This window comes from Pseudomonas sp. IT-P171 (assembly GCF_949767765.1).
In the GTDB taxonomy this organism is placed as follows: domain Bacteria; phylum Pseudomonadota; class Gammaproteobacteria; order Pseudomonadales; family Pseudomonadaceae; genus Aquipseudomonas; species Aquipseudomonas fluorescens_B.
Window position 1 is genome coordinate 141,063 of record NZ_CATKQN010000044.1, and the last position, 18,524, is coordinate 159,586.

The window sequence follows — 18,524 nt, forward strand, 5'->3', positions numbered from 1 at the left end:
CTAGGGTTACAGCGTGCCAATCAGGGCCAGCTGAGCCTTGAGCTGTTCGGCACTCAGTTGCGAAAGCGGTAATGCCAGGAAGGCCTGGATACGGGTTCTGATCTGCTCCAGCGTGGCTTCAAAAGCCGCCTCGATCTCTTCTTGAGTCCCGTGATATTCCGAAGGATCAGCCAGCCCCCAGTGGGCCTTGGTGGCCGGTCCGAAAAATACCGGGCAAGCTTCACCGGCAGCCTTGTCGCACACCGTGATGACGAAGTCGGGTGCCAAATTCACATGGGCATCGCTGGACTTACTGAACAGCCCAAGCGTCGAAATACCAGCGTTTTCCAGAGTCTTGAGACTCAGCGGATGCACTTCACCTTTGGGCTGACTGCCCGCACTGCAGGCTTTCATGCCTTCCGGTGCCAAGTGATTGAAGACTGCTTCACAGAGGATGCTGCGACAGCTATTGGCAGTGCAGAGGAACAGGATTTTCATCGAGCGATCTCGTAGTCGAAGGCGGAGTCAGGCTATTTAGCTTTCACAGCAGGCCAGTGCCCGTTCAGGACGGTCGCCCATTTCATCAAGGCGTTTGGCATCAGGGCTCAACCAGTGCTTGTTGCTTTCGAGCACAGTGGTCAGTACTTGATGAACCCAATCCGGGAGATTCGGGTGCAGTCGGTAATACACCCATTGGCCTTGTCGACGGTCCGACAACAGGCCGCAACTCCGCAGCTGCGCGAGGTGCCTGGAGACTTTTGGCTGACTCTCGTTCAACGCGCAGGTCAGCTCGCAAACACAAAGCTCTCCTTCACGGGTGATGAGCATCATCGTGCGGACCCGAGTGTCGTCAGCCAGGCATTTGAAAACAGTGGTCGGTGTCAGATGGTCAGCCATATCGTTTCTCAGTGTTTGTTTTTGACCAAGACGAACATCTTGATGCGCTCATGAATTTCGTGAAGGGTGAGACGAAAGGCATCATGTTTGGTGCTGGTGACCGGGTCTTCAAAACTCCAGACGAACAGGACACGGGCTTTGCTGGTCATTGTGCAGCCTCAGCTCATATACGGCTTAACGAATATATGTTTTCCCATATGCAAGGTAAAGAGTCAACGACACATTAATCCATCAAAATGACTGGATCCCGACGACCGTTGTCAATGAAAGCCCTGTAATACAGGGTTAGCCACGTCGAATCGCTTTCCGGCGCTCTTCAAATACCTGCTGCGAAATATATATGGTATCTGTAATAAATCTGTCGCTCACGCGGCCTCAAGGGTTGTCTCTCCAGTGCCACAACAAGATGTCTGGCTTGCCGAAGCCTTCAAGCGATCATCGACTTCATCGAATTCCGAGTTGTAAATGCCAGTTTCCGGGAGGACCAGCTCAACCCTTTTGACCGCGTCCCAATCACCCGCCAGCGCCGCGACGACAGAGCGAACTTGCTCATACTCCCGGCGCCACAATGAGTTCGTCCACTGGTGGGAGTATCTGCTCTCCCGCCTTCACGACCTGTTCCGGCACCTTGTGTCGGATTGGACGATGTACGGCTCCTCGCGTCAGTATTAATTTTTCGCTGCAATCTCAGTGAATTCGATGACCTGGATTTCAATCCATCCTGGTTGCCATCCTCCCAATGGAATTTTTCCGCCTAGACTTGCCTCTTGTCCGCCGCACGAATGAGCTCCAATGCCTGGAATGTACAAAAAACTAAAACAAGAGGAATACCTCCGATGTTCAAGTCAATATGCAAAGCACTCGCCTGTACCCTTGTCTTCGGTACGCTGAGCACAGCGATGGCCGCCGATCCAATAATTATCAAGTTCTCACATGTAGTCGCCGAGCAAACGCCCAAGGGTCAAGGCGCCTTGCTGTTCAAGAAATTGGTCGAGGAGCGCCTGCCCGGCAAGGTCAAGGTCGAGGTCTATCCCAACTCGTCCCTGTTTGGTGACGGTAAGGAGATGGAAGCCTTGCTGTTGGGAGATGTGCAGTTGATTGCCCCCTCGCTCGCAAAGTTTGAGCAGTACACGAAGTCTGTCCAGTTGTTCGATCTGCCCTTCCTGTTTGACGACATCGCCGCGGTCAACCGCTTCCAGTTGAGTCCGCAGGGGCAAGGGCTGCTCAAGTCCATGGAGAGCAAGAACATCACCGGCCTGGCCTATTGGCACAACGGCATGAAGCAACTTTCGGCCAACAAGCCACTGCGCGTCCCTACCGATGCCCGTGGCCTGAAGTTCCGGGTGCAGGCGTCTGCCGTGCTTGAGGAGCAGTTCAAGGCTGTTCGCGCCAATCCGCGCAAGATGAGTTTTGCAGAGGTTTATCAGGGGCTGCAGACCGGTGTGGTCAACGGTGCGGAGAATCCTTACTCGAACATTTACAGCCAGAAGATGTATGAAGTGCAGAAGTACATCACGGAATCCAATCATGGTGTACTGGACTATATGCTGATCACTAACACCAAGTTCTGGAATGGATTGCCGCCGGATGTTCGAAGTGAACTGGACAAGATTGTCGTTGAAGTCACAGCTCAGGTGAACAAGGACGCGGAACAACTCAATGAGGGCGACAAGCAGCGCATCCTGGCGGCCAAGACCACTGAAATCATCACCCTGACGCCAGAGGAACGCGAACAATGGCGAGAAGCGATGAAACCGGTATGGAAGAAGTTTGAGGGCGATATCGGTCCTGAATTGATCTCTGCCGCTGAAGCCGCCAACAAGGCCCAATGATCGCAATGCAGGTGCTGCCCAGGGCGGCACCTGCCGATCATTACTCGATAGGAGATGCCATCCATGAAAGCGCTTCAGCGTATCTGGGAACACTTCGAGGAGGGTTTTATCGTCTTCCTTCTTGCCGCCATGACGCTGGTCACGTTCGTTTACGTGATCCTCAACAACCTCTACAGTTTTTTCTACTGGCTAGGCGATCATTGGGGTGCTGCGAGCGCCCCGTTATTCGCAATGGGCGACGGGATCATGGGCATGGCCCAGGCGATGACCTGGAGCAGCGCACTGACCAAAGCCCTGTTTGGCTGGTTGATCTTTTTCGGACTGGCCTACGGCGTGCGCACGGCGGGGCATATAGGTGTAGACGCACTCGTCCGACTGACCAGCAGATCGGTACAGAAGTACATAGGTATTGTGGCCTGTCTGTGCTGCCTGACCTATGCAGGGCTACTCAGCGTTGCCAGCTTCGAATGGATTCAGACCCTGATGAATGCAGGCATCGGTGCCGAGGACCTTGGCCACTTTGGCATCATGCAATGGCATATCGGTTTGATCGTCCCTTTGGGTTTTGCCCTGGTCTTCATTCGCTTCGCTGAGATTCTCGTGCGCATCCTGCTGAACCGCCAAACCGGTCTGGGGCTGGCTGATGAAGCCGCCGATGCCTTGAGACTGGCCGAACACGAGGACGACAAGCCATGACCATTACTTTCCTTTTCGCGGCCCTGTTCGTCCTGATGTTCATCGGCGTTCCCATCGCCATTTCCCTGGGACTGGCCGGCTCCTTGACCATCATTTTTTTCAGTCCCGATTCCGTGCGCTCCCTGGCGATTAAGCTATTCGAGACTTCGGAACATTACACGCTGCTGGCCATTCCGTTTTTCCTGCTCGCTGGTGCATTCATGACCACCGGTGGCGTTGCCCGTCGACTGATCGATTTTGCCAATGCCTGTGTCGGCCATATTCGCGGCGGCCTCGCTATTGCGGCGGTGTTGGCCTGCATGCTATTCGCTGCTCTTTCCGGCTCCAGTCCGGCGACTGTGGCCGCCGTAGGTTCGATTGCCATTGCCGGTATGGTGCGCTCCGGTTATCCGCAGGCCTTTGGCGCAGGGATCATCTGCAATGCCGGGACCCTGGGCATTCTGATTCCTCCCTCGATCGTGATGGTAGTCTATGCCGCCGCGACCGAAACCTCCGTCGGCAAGCTGTTCATGGCGGGTGTGGTGCCAGGTTTGTTGTTGGGTACAGCGCTGATGGTGGCGATCTATATTGTCGCCGTTAAGAAAAACCTGCCCGCGCTGCCCCGCGCGACATTGCGTGAACTACTCGGTACCGCACGCCAGGCAATTTGGGGCCTGTTGCTGATGCTGATCATCCTGGGTGGCATCTACTCCGGAATGTTTACCCCGACCGAGGCGGCAGCTGTGGCGGCGGTTTACTCGGCCTTCATCGCCTTGTTCGTCTACAAGGACCTGACGTTTCGTGAAACCCCGAAAGTCCTGCTGGACTCTGCGAAGTTGAGCATCATGCTGATGTTCATCATCGCCAACGCCATGCTCTTCGCCCATGTGCTGACCACCGAGCAGCTTCCGCAACAGATTACCGCCTGGGTGATCGAGGCCGGCCTGACGCCCGTCATGTTTCTGCTGGTGGTAAACATCGTGCTACTGATTGCGGGCGCCTTTATGGAACCGTCGGCCATCATTCTGATTCTGGCGCCGATCCTCTTTCCCATTGCCATCAAACTGGGTATCGACCCGATTCACCTCGGCATCATCATGGTGGTCAATCTTGAGATCGGCCTGATCACGCCACCGGTGGGCCTGAATCTGTTCGTCACCTCGGCTGTGACAGGTATGACATTGCCAGCCACCGTAAGGGCCGCCATGCCCTGGCTGATGATCCTGCTGCTGTTCCTGATCCTGGTTACCTACGTTCCCTGGATTTCCCTTGTGCTGCCAAACTGGCTGGGCATGAGTTGACTTTCCACCTTGGCCGCCCGTGTCATGAAGGAAATTGCCACGGTTTAAACGGATAGCCAGACGACAAAAAGCCCACACTTGGCGGGCTTTTTGTCGAAGGGGGACCAAATCCTTTGGTCGCCACATTGACTGTCACGATACGAAAGGCGTCCCACCAGCCGTAACCACTGTGAAAACACAACCAGGTACCCACCAATATCCCTTGGACGGAGCACCACGGTATCTGCCGTCCTCGCACGACCAACCAGTGTTTCCGAGCATGATGTTCGAACGCTGATCCGGCTGTACCCTGGCGGGAGATGTTCGTTATTCTCGACGCTGAGAAAGAGCCCAGCGGAGCGGGCGATCTGTTTAAAACTAGGCAAGCGGTAACCAGACGCACACTTCGAAACCCTCCTGTCGACCTGTAGCAGGGGAAAACAGTTTCATTCTCGCGTTAACCCCCTGAACGATGGTTTTAGTAATCGCCAACCCCAGCCCTGAACCACTGATTTCACTGTGACCGCGCACAAAGCGCTCTGTCAGATGCTGCAATACCGACTGCGGCACCGCCGGGCCGCTATTGACCACCCGCAGTTGTGCCTGTTCGGTGAGGCTGACTTCGATCGGTTGATCCGCTGCGCCGTACTTCAGCGCGTTCTCGATCAGGTTGCGCAACAGGATACCAAAGGCGTCCGGATCGATGCTCGAGTACACGCTGGCTTGACCGGGCAACTTCAACTCAATGCGCTGACCGCTGCGATGGTTCCACTCGTCGACCCCATGGGCCAGCAATGGAATCAGGTCCTGAGGTGTTTCGGACAACAGCCCACCGCCCTCGGCCTTGGCCAGTTGCATGAGTTTTTCCGAAAGCCGCGCCAACTCGCGCAACGCGTTTTCGATCTTCGCCGCTCGTACCCGCAACGGGCCTTCGGGCGCCTCGTGGTGTAACCGCTGGATCTGCGCCAGGGTCGCGGCCAGTGGCGTGCGCAGTTCATGGGCGCTGTTGGCGGTAAAGCTGCGCTCGGCTTCCAGGGCCTTGCGCAAGCGCTCCAGCAGGTGGTTGACCGCCTCGGCCAATGGATCGATTTCTGCCGGCAGGCGGGCCACCTTGATCGGCGACAAGTCACCCACGCCACGCGCCTCGACCGCCCGACGATACGCCAACACACTGCGCAGGCTGATCCGCACGAACAACCAGGTGCCCAACAGGCTGACGGGAATCAGCGCCAACAGCGGCAACAACAAGGCAAACAAGGCTTCCCGCGCGGCTTCACGGCGATGCCCCAGCGGCTCGGCGATCTCAATGAACAGCGTTTCGCGCAATGCACTGGCGCCATACAAGCGGTATTTTTCAGAGGTGGAAAAACCCTCAGTCGGCTGTTGACTGAAGATCTTCGGGTTGGCGTCGTGGGACTGCATCAGGATCTTGCCGCTGGCATCGCGCACCAGGTACGTCAGGTATTCCTTGTGCATTTTCAACGTCGCAACGTGCTGAGCCTCACGGGGTTCCTCCCGGTTGCTGATTTCCAGCACGGCCAGTGGCAAGATGCGTTGCGCGGTCTCTTCCAGCGCGCTGTCGAACGCCTCGTTCAACTCATGTTGCACCACCAGCCAGGCGCCGACGGTCGCGCCCAGCCACAGCAAAGTCATGCCCAGGGTCAACCCGAGGCCGAGGCGTTTTTGCAGGCTCAAAGAAGACTTCATACGGCCATCAACCGGTAGCCCATGCCGCGCACGGTTTCAATCAGCTCGCGTCCCAGTTTTTTGCGCAGCCGGCTGATGTAGACCTCGATGGTATTGCTCTCGATTTCGGCGCCGAAGGCATACAGACGTTCTTCCAGCTGCGATTTGGACAACAACGCGCTGGGCCGCTGCACGAACGCTTCGAACAGCGCCCATTCGCGAGCCGTCAGGTCCACGGTGGTGCCGGCCCGCTGCACGGTGCGGGCACTCATGTCGACCTGCAAATCACCGAGCTTGATCTGCGGGTTGGGATTGCCGCTATAACGCCGGGCCACCGCCGCCACACGGGCCGAAAGCTCGAAAAGATCGAACGGTTTGACCAGGTAATCGTCGGCCCCGGCATTGAGGCCGGCAATGCGATCGGATATCTGATCCTGGGCCGTCAGGATTATCACCGGGGTCACGTCACCTGCCGAACGCTGCTGACGCAAAAAGTCCAGCCCGCGACCGTCCGGGAGCATCAGGTCCAGCAGGATCAGGTCGTAAGGCGTGGTGCGGACGCTGTTGCGTGCGTGGTCCAGACGCTGCACCCAATCGACGGCGTGACCGTCATCGGCAATCTGCTCGCGCACCGCATCCCCCAACCCTGGTGCGTCCTCGACCAATAGAACCCGCATCTGGAACCTCCTGTGATGGTTGTCGTGCAGCACCTTAATCGCCTTACCTGACGTGAATCTGAAGATTCAGCTGGTTGTCAGGAATGCACCTTAGGGTATGCCACAGACGCCGACCTCGGCAGGAGACAGATCATGAAATCAGGTTTTATTGCCAATGCCGCGCTGTTGAGCCTGCTGCTCAGCGGTTACGCCCTGGCTGACGACGACTGCAGCGACCCGGTGAGCGACTGGCAACCGCGCGACACCTTGCGTCAGCAGGTCGAGCGGCAATACGGCTGGAGCGTGCAGCGCATCAAAGTCGACGACGGCTGTTACGAGCTCAAGGGCCTGGATCGCAAAGGCAACGCCATCGAAGCCTGCTACTCACCGGCCTCGCTGCGCCTGCGCACCCTCGAGATCCACTTCCGCGACGATGGCAATGCCAGGGATTACCTCGGTAGCCCGATCACCGAATGACACCTCACCTGTCGATGAGTTTTTCCTGCGTTTCAGGTTGCTGTCAGCAAGCAGGTCCAGGCTCTCGACCTAACGATCAAAAGGACACCCTCATGAAGAAGATCATCGCAGCCACCTGCCTCGTCGGCGCCATTGCCCTGCCAGGGCTGGCCCAGGCCCGTGAAGTGACCCTGACCACCCAGCTCAAGGACTACAGCGGCAATGATGCCTACCTGGCGATCTACGTCACCGACGCCAATGGCCAATACCAGAAAACCCTGTGGGTGGCCGGCAAGAAGGCCAAGTACTACAAGCACCTGGGCGACTGGGCCCGTGGCAGCGGGATGAACCCCAGCGAATTTGACGGGGTCAGCGGCGCCAGTGTCGGCAGCGGGCGCACGCTCAAAGTCAGCGTCGAACTGGCAGACACCCTGATCGATGCCGGGTATCAGATCCGCATCGACAGCGCCGTCGAGGACAAACGTGACGCTCGCGCCGATGTCAGCGTGCCGTTGACATCCAAGGGCGCCGGCAAGCCAGCGCCCGGCAGTACCTACGTCGAGTCCTTTACTTACGATCTATAGCACCCGCCATCTCTGGAGGCTGAACATGCTTCGTCAGTTCCATTCCCTTCCTGGCCTGATCGCCGCCCTGCTGGTCATGTTATTGGCCATCAGCGGCGCGATCCTGTCGGTCGACCCGGCGCTGGAACGCCTGCACAGCACGTCCACCCCTGCCGGACAACTCAACGTCGGCCAACTGGCCGGGCGCGTTGCCAACCACTTTCCAGGCGTGGAGCAGATCCAGCGCTCAGCGTCCGGCACGGTGATCGTCTACTACAACCAGAACGGCCAGGCCGGGGCGGAAAAGGTCGACCCACTGACCGGCAAAGGCCTCGCCCCTTACGAACCATCCGCGTTCACACGCTGGGTGAAAGACCTGCACCGCTCGATATTTCTTGGTACGCCGGGCCATGGGGTGTCGGGGGTCGGCGCCCTGTTCATGCTGATGCTGTCAGTGTCCGGCGCGCTATTGCTGGCCCGGCGCCTGGGTGGCTGGCGCAACCTGCTGCGGCCACTGCGGGGCACTTTCAGCCAGCGCTGGCATGCTGAAGTCGGGCGATTGGCCTTGCTGGGGCTGCTGCTGTCGGCTTTGAGCGGGCTCTACATGTCCGCCACCACTTTTGGTTTTATCGCCGACGGCAGTCAAAGTGAACCCGCCTTCCCCGCCCACGTCAGCGCCGGCCCGGCCTTGCCGGTAGCGAAGCTGCAAGCCTTGCAGGCCACCGACCTGAACGACCTGCGCGAGCTGGTCTACCCGAACCCCGGCAACCCGCGCGATGTGTTTTCCCTGCGCACGGCCCAGGGCGACGGCTATGTGGATCAGGCCAGCGGCGCTTTGTTGTCCTATCAGGCCCACGACTCGATGCACAACCTCTACGAATTGATCTATCAGTTGCACACTGGCGAAGGCCTCTGGTGGCTGGGCCTGCCGCTGGGGCTCTGCGCCCTCTGCGTGCCGTTGATGAGCGTGACCGGCATCCTGTTGTGGTGGCACCGCCGCAAGGCTGGCCCGAACATCCGCCACAACAGCCCTGCCCACTCCGCCGACAGCGTGATTCTGGTGGGCAGCGAAAACAACAGCACCTGGGGCTTTGCCAAAACCTTGCACGACGCCTTGCACCAGAGTGGCCATCAGGTACACAGCGCGGCGATGAATGAATGGGCGGGCGATTACCGCAATGCCCAACGGGTCTTCATCCTCACCGCGACCCACGGTGACGGCGATGCGCCGGCCTCGGCTTCGCAGTTTCTGGCGCGGCTGGCCAAAACCGGCCTCAAGCCCGGCCTGCCCTTTGCGGTGCTGGGCCTGGGCGACCGCCAGTTTGCGCAGTTCTGTCAGTACGCCCATCAAGTGCAGGACGTCATGTTGCAGGCCGGTGGCTCGCCATTGCTGGCGCTGGAAACCGTCAACCGCCAGTCCCCTCAGGAGTTTGCGCGCTGGGGCCACGCGTTGGGTGACGTGTTGGGGCAGGAGCTGGCGCTGGTTCACACCCCGCAGCAGCCGCGTACCCATCAATTGAAGCTGACAGAGCGGATTGCCTATGGCGAACAGGTGAACGCGCCGACCCACATCCTGCGCTTCAAAGCCTGCGGCGAACTGCCGGACTTTCTGGCCGGCGACTTGGTCGGGATTCTGCCGCCGGGCAGCCCGATCCCGCGTTTCTACTCGCTGGCCAGCGGTTCCCAGGACGGCGTGCTGGAGATCTGTGTGCGTAAACACAACGGTGGCGTGTGCTCGGAATTCCTTCATGGCCTGGACATCGGCGCGCAGATCGAAGCCTTCATCCAGCCCAACCCGCAATTTCGTCCGGCATCGGGCGCGCACCCGGTGATCCTGATCGGCGCCGGGACCGGCATCGGTCCCCTGGCCGGTTTTATCCGCAACAACAAGGCCCGACACCCGATGCACTTGTATTGGGGCGGGCGCAACCCGGCCTCGGACTTTCTCTACGAACCGGAGCTCAACCAATACTTGTCAGACCGCCGCCTCACGGCACTGCGCGCCGCCTTCTCTCAGGTTCAGGACCGCAGCTACGTGCAGGACCGGCTGATCAGCGATGCCCTGGCCTTGCGCCGGCTGATTGAAAAAGGCGCCCAGGTGCTGGTGTGTGGCAGTCGCGAAATGGCCAAAGGCGTGATGCAGGCCCTCGATGAAGTGTTGGCGCCTCTCAACCTGAGTGTGCTGACTCTCAAGGCACAAGGACGCTACCGTGAAGACGTCTACTGAGTTGCAGCGCTATAGCCTGAACGGCGAAACCATGGGCACCCGATACACCGCCCTGTTTTATGCCGGGGCCGGGATCGATACCGACGAAATTGGCCAGCGCCTGGCGCACGCCGTGGCCCGGGTGGACCAGCAAATGTCCAGCTGGAAACCCGACTCGGACCTCAACCGCCTCAACGCCGCCCCCGAGCAGGAATGGGTGTCCGTGCCCAAGGAACTGGCCACGGTGCTGTCTGCGGCACTGCGCGTCAGTCAGCAATCGGGCGGCGCCTTCGACATCGCTGTCGGTGACCTGGTGAACGCCTGGGGCTTCGGCCCAGGGGAGCAGACGGTCACAGAGCAGGCGATCGGCACGATTGCGCCGCGCGCCCGGCTGTTAGCCAGCGCCGCATTGGTGGTTGAGCCGCAACACAATCAGGCGCGCAAGCGCGTCCCGCTGAACCTTGACTTGAGTGGCATCGCCAAAGGTTTTGGCGTTGATGAACTGGCCCGTTGCCTGGAGGGTTTTGGCATCACCCGCTACCTGGTCGGCATCGATGGCGAGATGCGCGCCCGGGGCGTCAAACCTGACGGCCAGTGCTGGGCCGTGGCCCTGGAAAAGCCCAACCGGGGCGTGCGTGAAGTCATGGGGGTGATGGAACTCAGCGATGCCGCAATCGCGACCTCCGGGGACTATCGACATTGGGTCGATGTGGCCGGTCAATCCTATGCTCACACCATGAACCCGGCCACCGGTGCGCCGCTGTGCAACCCGCTCGCCGCCGTCACCGTGGTGGCGGCCTCGTGCATGCTCGCCGATGCCTGGGCCACGGCGCTAATGGTCCTGGGCGAAACCGAGGGCCCACGTCTGGCTCAGGAACGCGGGATGGACGCGCTGTTCGTGCTGCGCGAGGGTGAACAATTCAAAGAAATATCCATTGTCGGCGGCCAGTTGCAGGCGCAAATTGAAACCCGCTGACGCCGATTGCCGGCCCGCTCGGAACCCGTCCGACGTGGACCGCCTAATGACAGGGAATCCCTTTAAACAATGAAATTCATGCACAGGCACACCGAGGCACACAGAAGCGATCGTATCGGCTGGCTGCGCGCCGCTGTCCTGGGTGCCAACGATGGGATTGTCTCTACCGCCAGCCTGCTGATCGGCGTCGCTGCCGCCAACGCCAGCCATGCCACGTTGCTGGTCACCGGAATGGCGGGGCTGATGGCCGGGGCCATGTCCATGGCCGCTGGCGAGTACATTTCCGTGCACTCCCAGGCCGATACCGAGCGGGCCGATCTGTCCCGCGAACGGGCAGAATTGGCAAGCGACCCGAAAGCCGAACACCTTGAACTTGCGAACATCTATATGCATCGCGGCGTATCACCTGAACTGGCGCATCAGGTGGCCGATCAATTGATGGCCCACGACGCGCTGGGCTCTCACGCCCGGGACGAACTGGGCATCAGCGCCACCCTCACCGCCAAACCCTTGCAGGCCGCCCTCGCCTCGGCCTCCAGCTTTGTGGTGGGCGCCGCATTGCCACTGGCGGTGACGCTTGTTGCTCCGGAGCACAGCGTGGTGCCCTGGATATCGGGCATGTCATTGGTGTTTCTCGGGATATTGGGGGCCATTGCTGCCAGGGCCGGCGGGGCCAAGGTCATGACCGGAGCCTGGCGGGTGACCCTCTGGGGTGCGCTGGCCATGGGCATGACGGCGCTGGTGGGATCGCTGTTCGGAGCAGTGGTTTAGTAAGGCGCACGCTCTCGAAACGCAAACGGAGGGCTTGGAGGTTGTTGGTTCTTGCCGATCTGCGCCCCCCCCCCCTTGCTCAGCCTTTCCAGAAACTACGTGCGACCGAACAGCCGGCGAGGACGGCCTGTATCCAAGAAAGCTGAGTGTAGTTTTGCCGAGATAAATCGACTCGGAGGGAATGCACTCACGGAATCATGACCACAGCAACACCTGCTTGCCGAGCAACAGCCTTGCTGCCCAAGCCTACCGAAAAACCACTTACCTGATTGAAGTCAACTCTGCGACTGCCTGGATGTCTACACTGGAGCTATGAGGGACTAACAAGCCCGTGGAGCACGTCATGTATTGGTTCCGTCATCACTACCGCAATCTTTTGCGACTCACCCTAGGGGTGTGGGTGTTGGCTGTGATCGTGACGGTATTTCACGGCTGTCTGGTGCAGCCGCAGCACAGCCTGAGTTCAACGCACGAGACGCCTTCCACGCTGCAACAGGTGGATGAACATGCGCTGCATGCCAGCGGCTGTCTTAAGCATTGTGCCGATGCAGCAAAGGCGATCAGTCCCACATCGCAGATGCCGACACTGGATCTCGCCAGTTTAGCGCTTGCGTTGCTGCTACCTGCGATGATGCTGCTTAACTCCGCTCAAACAATAACCTTCGCTGCACTCGCACTGAAGCGCCCCGCCCCATCGGGGCCACCCGCCCGCCTTATATTCGTCCGCTTCAACGATTAATTCGCCTTTCAGGGCGGCCACACCGTGGCCGCTCTGCTTCATTGCGCCGATTCGGCGCGGCTTAGTAGTTCCTACCTATCTCTAAATACCCGGAGTTCACCATGCAAACACAATTGAAACTGGTTCTTGCCGCCATTTTGGCCAGCAGCGTCTTCATGGCTTCTGCCGAAGATGAGCATCACCCAGCCGACGCACCTGCCAGCACAACGGCTGCCAGCGCACCGTCCGAGTCGGCGATGAATAAAGCGATGAGTGAGCAAATGCAGAAAATGCAGGCCGCTCATAACAAAGCCGCCGCTGCGAAGACGCCAGCCGAACGGCAAGCCGCTATGCAAGAGGGCATGAAAACGATGAAGGACAGCTTGACCATGATGAGTAAGCAGCAAGGGGCTGCTGGTTGTACGGGCATGGGGATGGGCTCAGGCATGGGGATGTCTGGCTCCAAGGACGGTATGGGCATGGGTAAAGGAATGATGGAGATGATGATGAAAATGATGGATCAACAGTCGTCGATGATGGACATGCCGATGGAGAAGTGATGATCGATATCCACCAAGGATTGCGACGCTGGCAATGCAAAGGCGTTGTCGCCGTGGCCAGCATGGCTTGGGCGACAACGCCGTACTGCTAGATAGCACTCCCTTCAGGAGTACAAAGCAATGATGAACTCACCACATTCAGCTAACACCTCTCCAGCATTCTGGAGGAGCAAACCCGGCGTAGCGCTGGGCATGCTGTTGGTGATCGCGCTGTTTTATCTGGCCAGAGAACACTACGGCCATATGTTGGGCCTACTGCCTTACATGATTTTGCTGTTGTGCCCGCTGATGCATTTTTTTGGGCACCACCACGGCGGACACCGTCATCACGGCGAAGGCTCAGACTCAACCAAGGATGCGAACAGGAGTTAGCCCATGCACGCTCCTGAGCTTCGTCAAGACGACCCAATGCACAAGCCTGCACCTCAAGCCACCGACTCCCATGACCCGGTATGTGGCATGGCCGTCAGTAACGAAAGCCAATTCAGTACGCAATATAAGGGGCAAACCTACCGGTTCTGCAGCCAGAAATGCCAAACGACCTTCAGTGCAGAGCCCGAGCGCTACCGAATATCTCCGACTGAAATTGAACACGTCCATCAGGCACCAGCAGAACCGCTGTCCGTTGACACTGAATACACCTGCCCCATGCATCCGGAGATTCGCCAGATGGGCCCCGGCGTCTGTCCTAAGTGCGGCATGACCTTGGAGCCGGTGATTCCCGAGTTGGAGGAAGAAGAGAACCCTGAACTCAAGAACTTCACCCAACGCTTCTGGTGGACATTGCCACTGACAATAATCGTCACCGTTCTAACCATGGGCGGCCATGCCTTGGTGCTGTTTCATGGCCCCACGCAAAACTGGATCGAGCTGGGACTGGCCGCACCCGTGGTGCTTTGGGCTGGCTGGCCATTTTATATTCGCGGCGTGCGCTCAGTGATTCAGCGCAGTCCGAACATGTGGACACTGATCAGCCTCGGCACGGCAGCGGCCTTCATTTACAGCGTCGTCGCCACCCTCACCCCCAGCGCCTTCCCTGGCAACTTCATGATGGAAGGCCGTATCGGCGTGTACTTCGAGGCAGCGGCTGTGATCATCTCACTGACCCTGCTCGGCCAGATGCTCGAACTCAAAGCTCGCTCGCAAACCTCGTCGGCCATCAAGTCGCTGCTTGGACTGGCCCCCAAAACTGCACGACGGATCAATGCCGACGGCACGGAAGAAGACATCCTCCTGACGCACGTACACAGCGGCGACACGTTACGTGTGCGACCAGGCGAAAAAGTGCCTGTCGACGGTCAGGTGCTGCAAGGCGAAAGCGCTGTGGACGAGTCGATGCTCACTGGCGAACCGATACCGGTCATGAAAAGGGCCGGCGACGCGCTGATCGGCGCCACTCTCAACATCCACGGCAGCCTGGTAATGCAGGCGCAGAAGATAGGATCGGCCACCCTGCTCGCACAGATAGTGCAGATGGTTGTTCAGGCCCAACGCTCAAAGGCTCCGATGCAACGCCTGGCTGATGTTATCGCCGGTTACTTCGTGATCGGGGTGATAACCATCGCGGCACTGACTTTCCTGGGGTGGGGACTATGGGGGCCTGAGCCAAGCTGGGTTTTTGGCCTGATCAACGCTGTCGCAGTGATGATCATCGCCTGTCCCTGCGCCCTTGGCCTGGCGACACCCATGTCGATCATGGTCGCCACCGGCAAGGCCGCTGGCAGCGGCGTCTTGTTCCGTGATGCCGCTGCCATCGAAAATCTTCGCAATATAGACACCTTGATTGTCGACAAGACGGGCACCCTCACTGAAGGGCGGCCAGCATTCCACAGCGTCGAGGCTGTACCCGGATTTACTCCGGATGAAGTGCTGCGCCTGGCCGCCAGTCTCGATCAGGGAAGCGAGCACCCGTTGGCCCGCGCCATCGTTGATCAGGCACGCGCCGCAGGTCTGACACTGAGCCCACCCGAAACCTTCGAGTCGGCTTCCGGTATTGGAGTAAGCGGTCAAGTCGAGGGCCGTCGCCTGAAGCTGGGCAATACGGCGTTGATGCAAGAGGCTGGCGTCACCACCGAGCGCTTGCAAACGGAGGCAGAGAAGCTACGCAGCGATGGCACGAGCATCATGTACTTAGCGGTCAATGGCGCCTTGGCAGGCCTGCTGGCTGTAGCCGACCCCATCAAACCCACCTCGAAACTGGCAGTCGAGCGCCTGCAGGCGGATGGCGTCAAGGTCATCATGGCCACTGGCGACGGCCTCACCACTGCGCGGTCGGTCGCTCTGCGGCTGGGTATCGAGGAGGTACATGGAGAGGTCAAACCGCAAGACAAAGAACGCCTGGTCGCGTCTCTGCAACAAGCCGGATACCGCGTGGCGATGGCCGGCGACGGCATTAATGATGCCCCCGCGCTGGCTCGCGCTGATGTCGGAATCGCCATGGGCACTGGCACTGACGTGGCGATGAACAGCGCTCAGGTTACCCTGGTCAAAGGCGATCTCCTCGGTATCCTGCGTGCACGCAGCCTGTCAGTAGCAACGGTGAGAAACATGCACCAGAACCTGACATTCGCCTTCCTTTACAACGCCATGGGCATCCCGTTGGCAGCCGGCTTGCTCTACCCGCTTACCGGTCACCTTCTGTCACCGCTAATTGCCGCGCTGGCCATGAGCGTGAGCTCGGCGTCGGTGGTATTCAACGCGTTACGCCTGCGCCAGGCTTCCATTGATTGAGTGATAACGGCCGCTTGACCTTGCCATGGCAGCAAGGTTGAAGATAAGGCTACATCGCAGAAAAGCCGAATGCCTCAGCCTTTGCATGATGCATTTTGTTATGAGGAGTCACCGATGAAAACCGTTGAACTGCAAGTCCAAGGCATGAGCTGTGGCTCATGTGTCAAACACGTCACCGAAGCGCTGCGCCCACTTGAAGGCGTCAGTGACATAGCAGTGGATCTACAAGCCGGACGGGTGAAGGTCAGCGGCGATTCGGACAGCCTTGCACTGCTTGCAGCCCTGCAGGACGCTGGCTATCCAGCACAGCTGGCGACAATGGAAAGCGTAGCGAGCAAGAAAGCCTCAGGTTGTGGCGGGAACGGCGGCGGTTGCTGCTGTCGGTAAGCGCTATTTTTAAACGGCAATTGACGATTACGTTAGGGCTGGCCAGACACGGCCTATCACAACAAGACAAACCTATCGGTGCTGCTCAATCGCAGCGTTGCCAGATTGCCGTTGCCTACCTGACGGAAATGTAATCACGTGCCGCCTGAGGATGTGACATCTTGCTCGCAAATTGGCGGCTGGCACCGACTCTCTGAAGCGAGCCATGGCCGTACTGTGGCAGCGGTTCCGTATCTGCCTGGACTCCGACTGACTGGATACCCCTCCATGCATTCCAGAACATCAAGACGCACTTTCGTGAAAGCCTTGGCGGCAGGCGGGGTACTCGCAGGCTTTGGGCTGTGGCGCAGCCCGGTGTGGGCAATTACCAGTCAGGGGCAGCCGAATGTGCTCGCTGGCACTGATTTCGATCTAACTATCGGTGAGATGGAGGTGAATTTCACGGGCACGCCCCGCACCGCCATGACCATCAACGGCAGCCTCCCTGGCCCGATACTGCGCTGGCGCGAGGGCGATACGGTGACGTTGCGGGTCAGGAATCGGCTCAAGGAAGACACCTCGATCCATTGGCACGGCATCATTCTGCCGGTGAACATGGACGGTGTACCGGGTCTGAGTTTTCACGGCATCGAACCGGGCGGCCTGTACGTTTATTCGTTCAAGGTCAAACAGAACGGCACCTACTGGTATCACAGTCATTCCGGGTTCCAGGAGCAGATCGGCGTCTACGGCCCCCTGGTCATCGATGCAAAGGATCCCGAACCCTTCAGCTATGACCGCGACTATGTGGTGATGCTGTCCGACTGGACGGATGAAGACCCAGCGCGGGTCATGAAGAAACTCAAGAAACAATCCAGTTACTACAACCTGCACAAGCGCACCGTCGGCGACTTCATTGATGACGTCAGCAAGAACGGTTGGTCTGCCACCGTCGCGGATCGGAAAATGTGGGCTGAAATGAAAATGAACCCCACCGATCTTGCCGACGTTAGCGGCGCCACCTACACCTACTTGCTCAACGGACAGGCTCCCGACAGCAACTGGACAGGCATTTTCAAGCCCGGCGAACGGCTGCGCCTGAGGTTCATCAACGGCTCGGCGATGAGCTACTTTGACGTGCGTATTCCTGGGCTGAAAATGACTGTCGTCGCCGCAGACGGGCAGTACGTGAAACCGGTGAGCGTCGATGAGTTCCGCATCGCCGTGGCCGAAACCTTTGATGTGATTGTCGAACCCACCGAAAATGCATACACCTTGTTCGCCCAGTCGATGGATCGAACCGGTTTCGCAAGAGGTACGCTGGCTGTACATGAAGGGCTCTCGGCCCCTGTGCCCCCCCTGGATCCACGTCCGTTGATCACGATGAGCGACATGGGCATGGGGGATATGGCCGGCATGGATCATGGCGATATGACCCAGGACTCGATGCAAGGCATGGAGGGTATGGATCACAGCCAACTGGCGGCCGGCGACGACAACGGCATGCAGGCTATGACGGGCATGGACGGTGGATCGATGCAGAGCATGGATCACAGTCAGACGCCAGGCTCGGCAGACACGTCGGGGCACTCGATGCCGGGCATGAGCGGCATGGGCCCGATGGAGCCCCACCCGGCCTCGGAAACGAACAACCCTCTGGTCGACATGCAGGCGATGAGCCCCACGCCGAAACTCAACGATCCTGGCATGGGACTGAGAAACAACGGTCGCCGGGTACTGACCTACTCAGACCTGAAGAGCACCTTCCAGGATCCCGATGGCCGGGAACCCAGCCGCACCATCACCCTGCACCTGACCGGACACATGGAAAAGTTCTCGTGGTCTTTTGACGGCGTCAAATTCGCGGATGCCGAGCCACTACATCTCAAATATGGAGAGCGCATCCGAGTGGTTCTAGTCAATGACACCATGATGATGCATCCCATTCATCTGCATGGCATGTGGAGTGACCTGGAGGATGAAAACGGTGATTTCATGGTTCGCAAGCACACCATCGACATGCCGCCCGGTACCAAACGCAGCTACCGTGTGACCGCCGATGCCCTGGGGCGATGGGCATACCACTGCCACCTGATGTACCACATGGAAATGGGCATGTTCCGCGAAGTCCGTGTACAAGAGTAGGAGCCAGACATGAACTTCGATAGAACCG

18 protein-coding genes and 1 pseudogene are annotated in these 18,524 nt (G+C 58.9%); 14 read left to right on the plus strand and 5 right to left on the minus strand.

The window, feature by feature from the left end:
• Nucleotides 1–6: 6 nt before the first annotated feature.
• From ACM6I5_RS20565 to ACM6I5_RS20575, 3 genes and pseudogenes are all read right to left on the minus strand, one after another.
• A complete protein-coding gene (locus ACM6I5_RS20565; RefSeq protein WP_017337865.1) occupies nucleotides 7–477 on the minus strand; it encodes an arsenate reductase ArsC in 471 nt (156 codons plus the stop codon).
• Between the two features lie 36 nt (nucleotides 478–513).
• The gene (locus tag ACM6I5_RS20570) at nucleotides 514–876 is read right to left on the minus strand and encodes a metalloregulator ArsR/SmtB family transcription factor (protein WP_030131004.1); all 363 of its coding nucleotides are present in this window, start codon (nucleotides 874–876) and stop codon (nucleotides 514–516) included.
• 8 nt (nucleotides 877–884) lie between these two features.
• A pseudogene (locus ACM6I5_RS20575) lies at nucleotides 885–995 on the minus strand (ArsR family transcriptional regulator); the annotation flags it as partial.
• 717 nt (nucleotides 996–1,712) lie between these two features.
• Here ACM6I5_RS20575 and dctP point away from each other — a divergent pair.
• The 3 genes from dctP (at nucleotide 1,713) to dctM (ending at nucleotide 4,684) form a co-directional block, all read left to right on the plus strand.
• Entirely contained in the window at nucleotides 1,713–2,708 is a 996-nt protein-coding gene (gene dctP / locus ACM6I5_RS20580) for a C4-dicarboxylate TRAP substrate-binding protein DctP (RefSeq protein ID WP_031318693.1), read from the plus strand.
• A 63-nt stretch (nucleotides 2,709–2,771) separates the two neighbouring features.
• Nucleotides 2,772–3,404, plus strand: a complete 633-nt coding sequence (locus tag ACM6I5_RS20585; protein WP_414878813.1) for a TRAP transporter small permease — start codon at nucleotides 2,772–2,774, stop codon at nucleotides 3,402–3,404.
• Complete coding sequence (gene dctM, locus ACM6I5_RS20590) at nucleotides 3,401–4,684, plus strand: C4-dicarboxylate TRAP transporter large permease protein DctM (RefSeq protein WP_414878812.1); 1,284 nt, start codon at nucleotides 3,401–3,403, stop codon at nucleotides 4,682–4,684. The genes ACM6I5_RS20585 and dctM overlap by 4 nt, the downstream gene beginning before the upstream one ends.
• A 357-nt stretch (nucleotides 4,685–5,041) precedes the next feature.
• Here the strand turns inward: dctM and ACM6I5_RS20595 are convergent, their stop codons facing one another.
• Both ACM6I5_RS20595 and ACM6I5_RS20600 read right to left on the minus strand, forming a co-directional pair.
• Nucleotides 5,042–6,370, minus strand: a complete 1,329-nt coding sequence (locus tag ACM6I5_RS20595) for a sensor histidine kinase (RefSeq protein WP_414884553.1) — start codon at nucleotides 6,368–6,370, stop codon at nucleotides 5,042–5,044.
• A complete protein-coding gene (locus tag ACM6I5_RS20600; protein ID WP_414878810.1) occupies nucleotides 6,367–7,026 on the minus strand; it encodes a response regulator transcription factor in 660 nt (219 codons plus the stop codon). The genes ACM6I5_RS20595 and ACM6I5_RS20600 overlap by 4 nt, the downstream gene beginning before the upstream one ends.
• Nucleotides 7,027–7,158: 132 nt before the next feature.
• Between ACM6I5_RS20600 and ACM6I5_RS20605 the strand changes: the two genes are divergently transcribed.
• The 11 genes from ACM6I5_RS20605 to ACM6I5_RS20655 all read left to right on the plus strand — a co-directional run bounded on the left by ACM6I5_RS20605 (nucleotide 7,159) and on the right by ACM6I5_RS20655 (nucleotide 18,496).
• On the plus strand, nucleotides 7,159–7,482 hold the full coding sequence (locus tag ACM6I5_RS20605; protein ID WP_414884554.1) for a PepSY domain-containing protein: 324 nt from the start codon (nucleotides 7,159–7,161) through the stop codon (nucleotides 7,480–7,482).
• 92 nt (nucleotides 7,483–7,574) lie between these two features.
• On the plus strand, nucleotides 7,575–8,045 hold the full coding sequence (locus ACM6I5_RS20610) for a DUF2271 domain-containing protein (RefSeq protein WP_414878809.1): 471 nt from the start codon (nucleotides 7,575–7,577) through the stop codon (nucleotides 8,043–8,045).
• A 25-nt stretch (nucleotides 8,046–8,070) separates the two neighbouring features.
• Nucleotides 8,071–10,251 carry a PepSY domain-containing protein gene (locus ACM6I5_RS20615; protein WP_414884555.1) on the plus strand — a complete coding sequence of 727 codons (2,181 nt, stop codon included), beginning with the start codon at nucleotides 8,071–8,073 and terminating at the stop codon, nucleotides 10,249–10,251.
• Nucleotides 10,235–11,206 carry an FAD:protein FMN transferase gene (locus ACM6I5_RS20620; protein WP_414884556.1) on the plus strand — a complete coding sequence of 324 codons (972 nt, stop codon included), beginning with the start codon at nucleotides 10,235–10,237 and terminating at the stop codon, nucleotides 11,204–11,206. Before ACM6I5_RS20615 ends, ACM6I5_RS20620 begins: the two co-directional genes overlap by 17 nt.
• A gap of 69 nt (nucleotides 11,207–11,275) precedes the next feature.
• On the plus strand, nucleotides 11,276–11,977 hold the full coding sequence (locus ACM6I5_RS20625; RefSeq protein ID WP_414884557.1) for a VIT family protein: 702 nt from the start codon (nucleotides 11,276–11,278) through the stop codon (nucleotides 11,975–11,977).
• Nucleotides 11,978–12,320: 343 nt separating this feature from the next.
• On the plus strand, nucleotides 12,321–12,716 hold the full coding sequence (locus ACM6I5_RS20630; protein WP_414884558.1) for a hypothetical protein: 396 nt from the start codon (nucleotides 12,321–12,323) through the stop codon (nucleotides 12,714–12,716).
• Between the two features lie 101 nt (nucleotides 12,717–12,817).
• Nucleotides 12,818–13,255 carry a hypothetical protein gene (locus tag ACM6I5_RS20635; RefSeq protein WP_414884559.1) on the plus strand — a complete coding sequence of 146 codons (438 nt, stop codon included), beginning with the start codon at nucleotides 12,818–12,820 and terminating at the stop codon, nucleotides 13,253–13,255.
• A 120-nt stretch (nucleotides 13,256–13,375) separates the two neighbouring features.
• A complete protein-coding gene (locus ACM6I5_RS20640; RefSeq protein WP_414884560.1) occupies nucleotides 13,376–13,627 on the plus strand; it encodes a DUF2933 domain-containing protein in 252 nt (83 codons plus the stop codon).
• A 36-nt stretch (nucleotides 13,628–13,663) separates the two neighbouring features.
• Entirely contained in the window at nucleotides 13,664–15,985 is a 2,322-nt protein-coding gene (locus tag ACM6I5_RS20645; RefSeq protein WP_414884718.1) for a heavy metal translocating P-type ATPase, read from the plus strand.
• 114 nt (nucleotides 15,986–16,099) lie between these two features.
• A complete protein-coding gene (locus tag ACM6I5_RS20650; RefSeq protein WP_414884561.1) occupies nucleotides 16,100–16,372 on the plus strand; it encodes a heavy-metal-associated domain-containing protein in 273 nt (90 codons plus the stop codon).
• A gap of 267 nt (nucleotides 16,373–16,639) precedes the next feature.
• The gene (locus tag ACM6I5_RS20655) at nucleotides 16,640–18,496 is read left to right on the plus strand and encodes a copper resistance system multicopper oxidase (RefSeq protein ID WP_414884562.1); all 1,857 of its coding nucleotides are present in this window, start codon (nucleotides 16,640–16,642) and stop codon (nucleotides 18,494–18,496) included.
• Nucleotides 18,497–18,524: the final 28 nt, after the last annotated feature.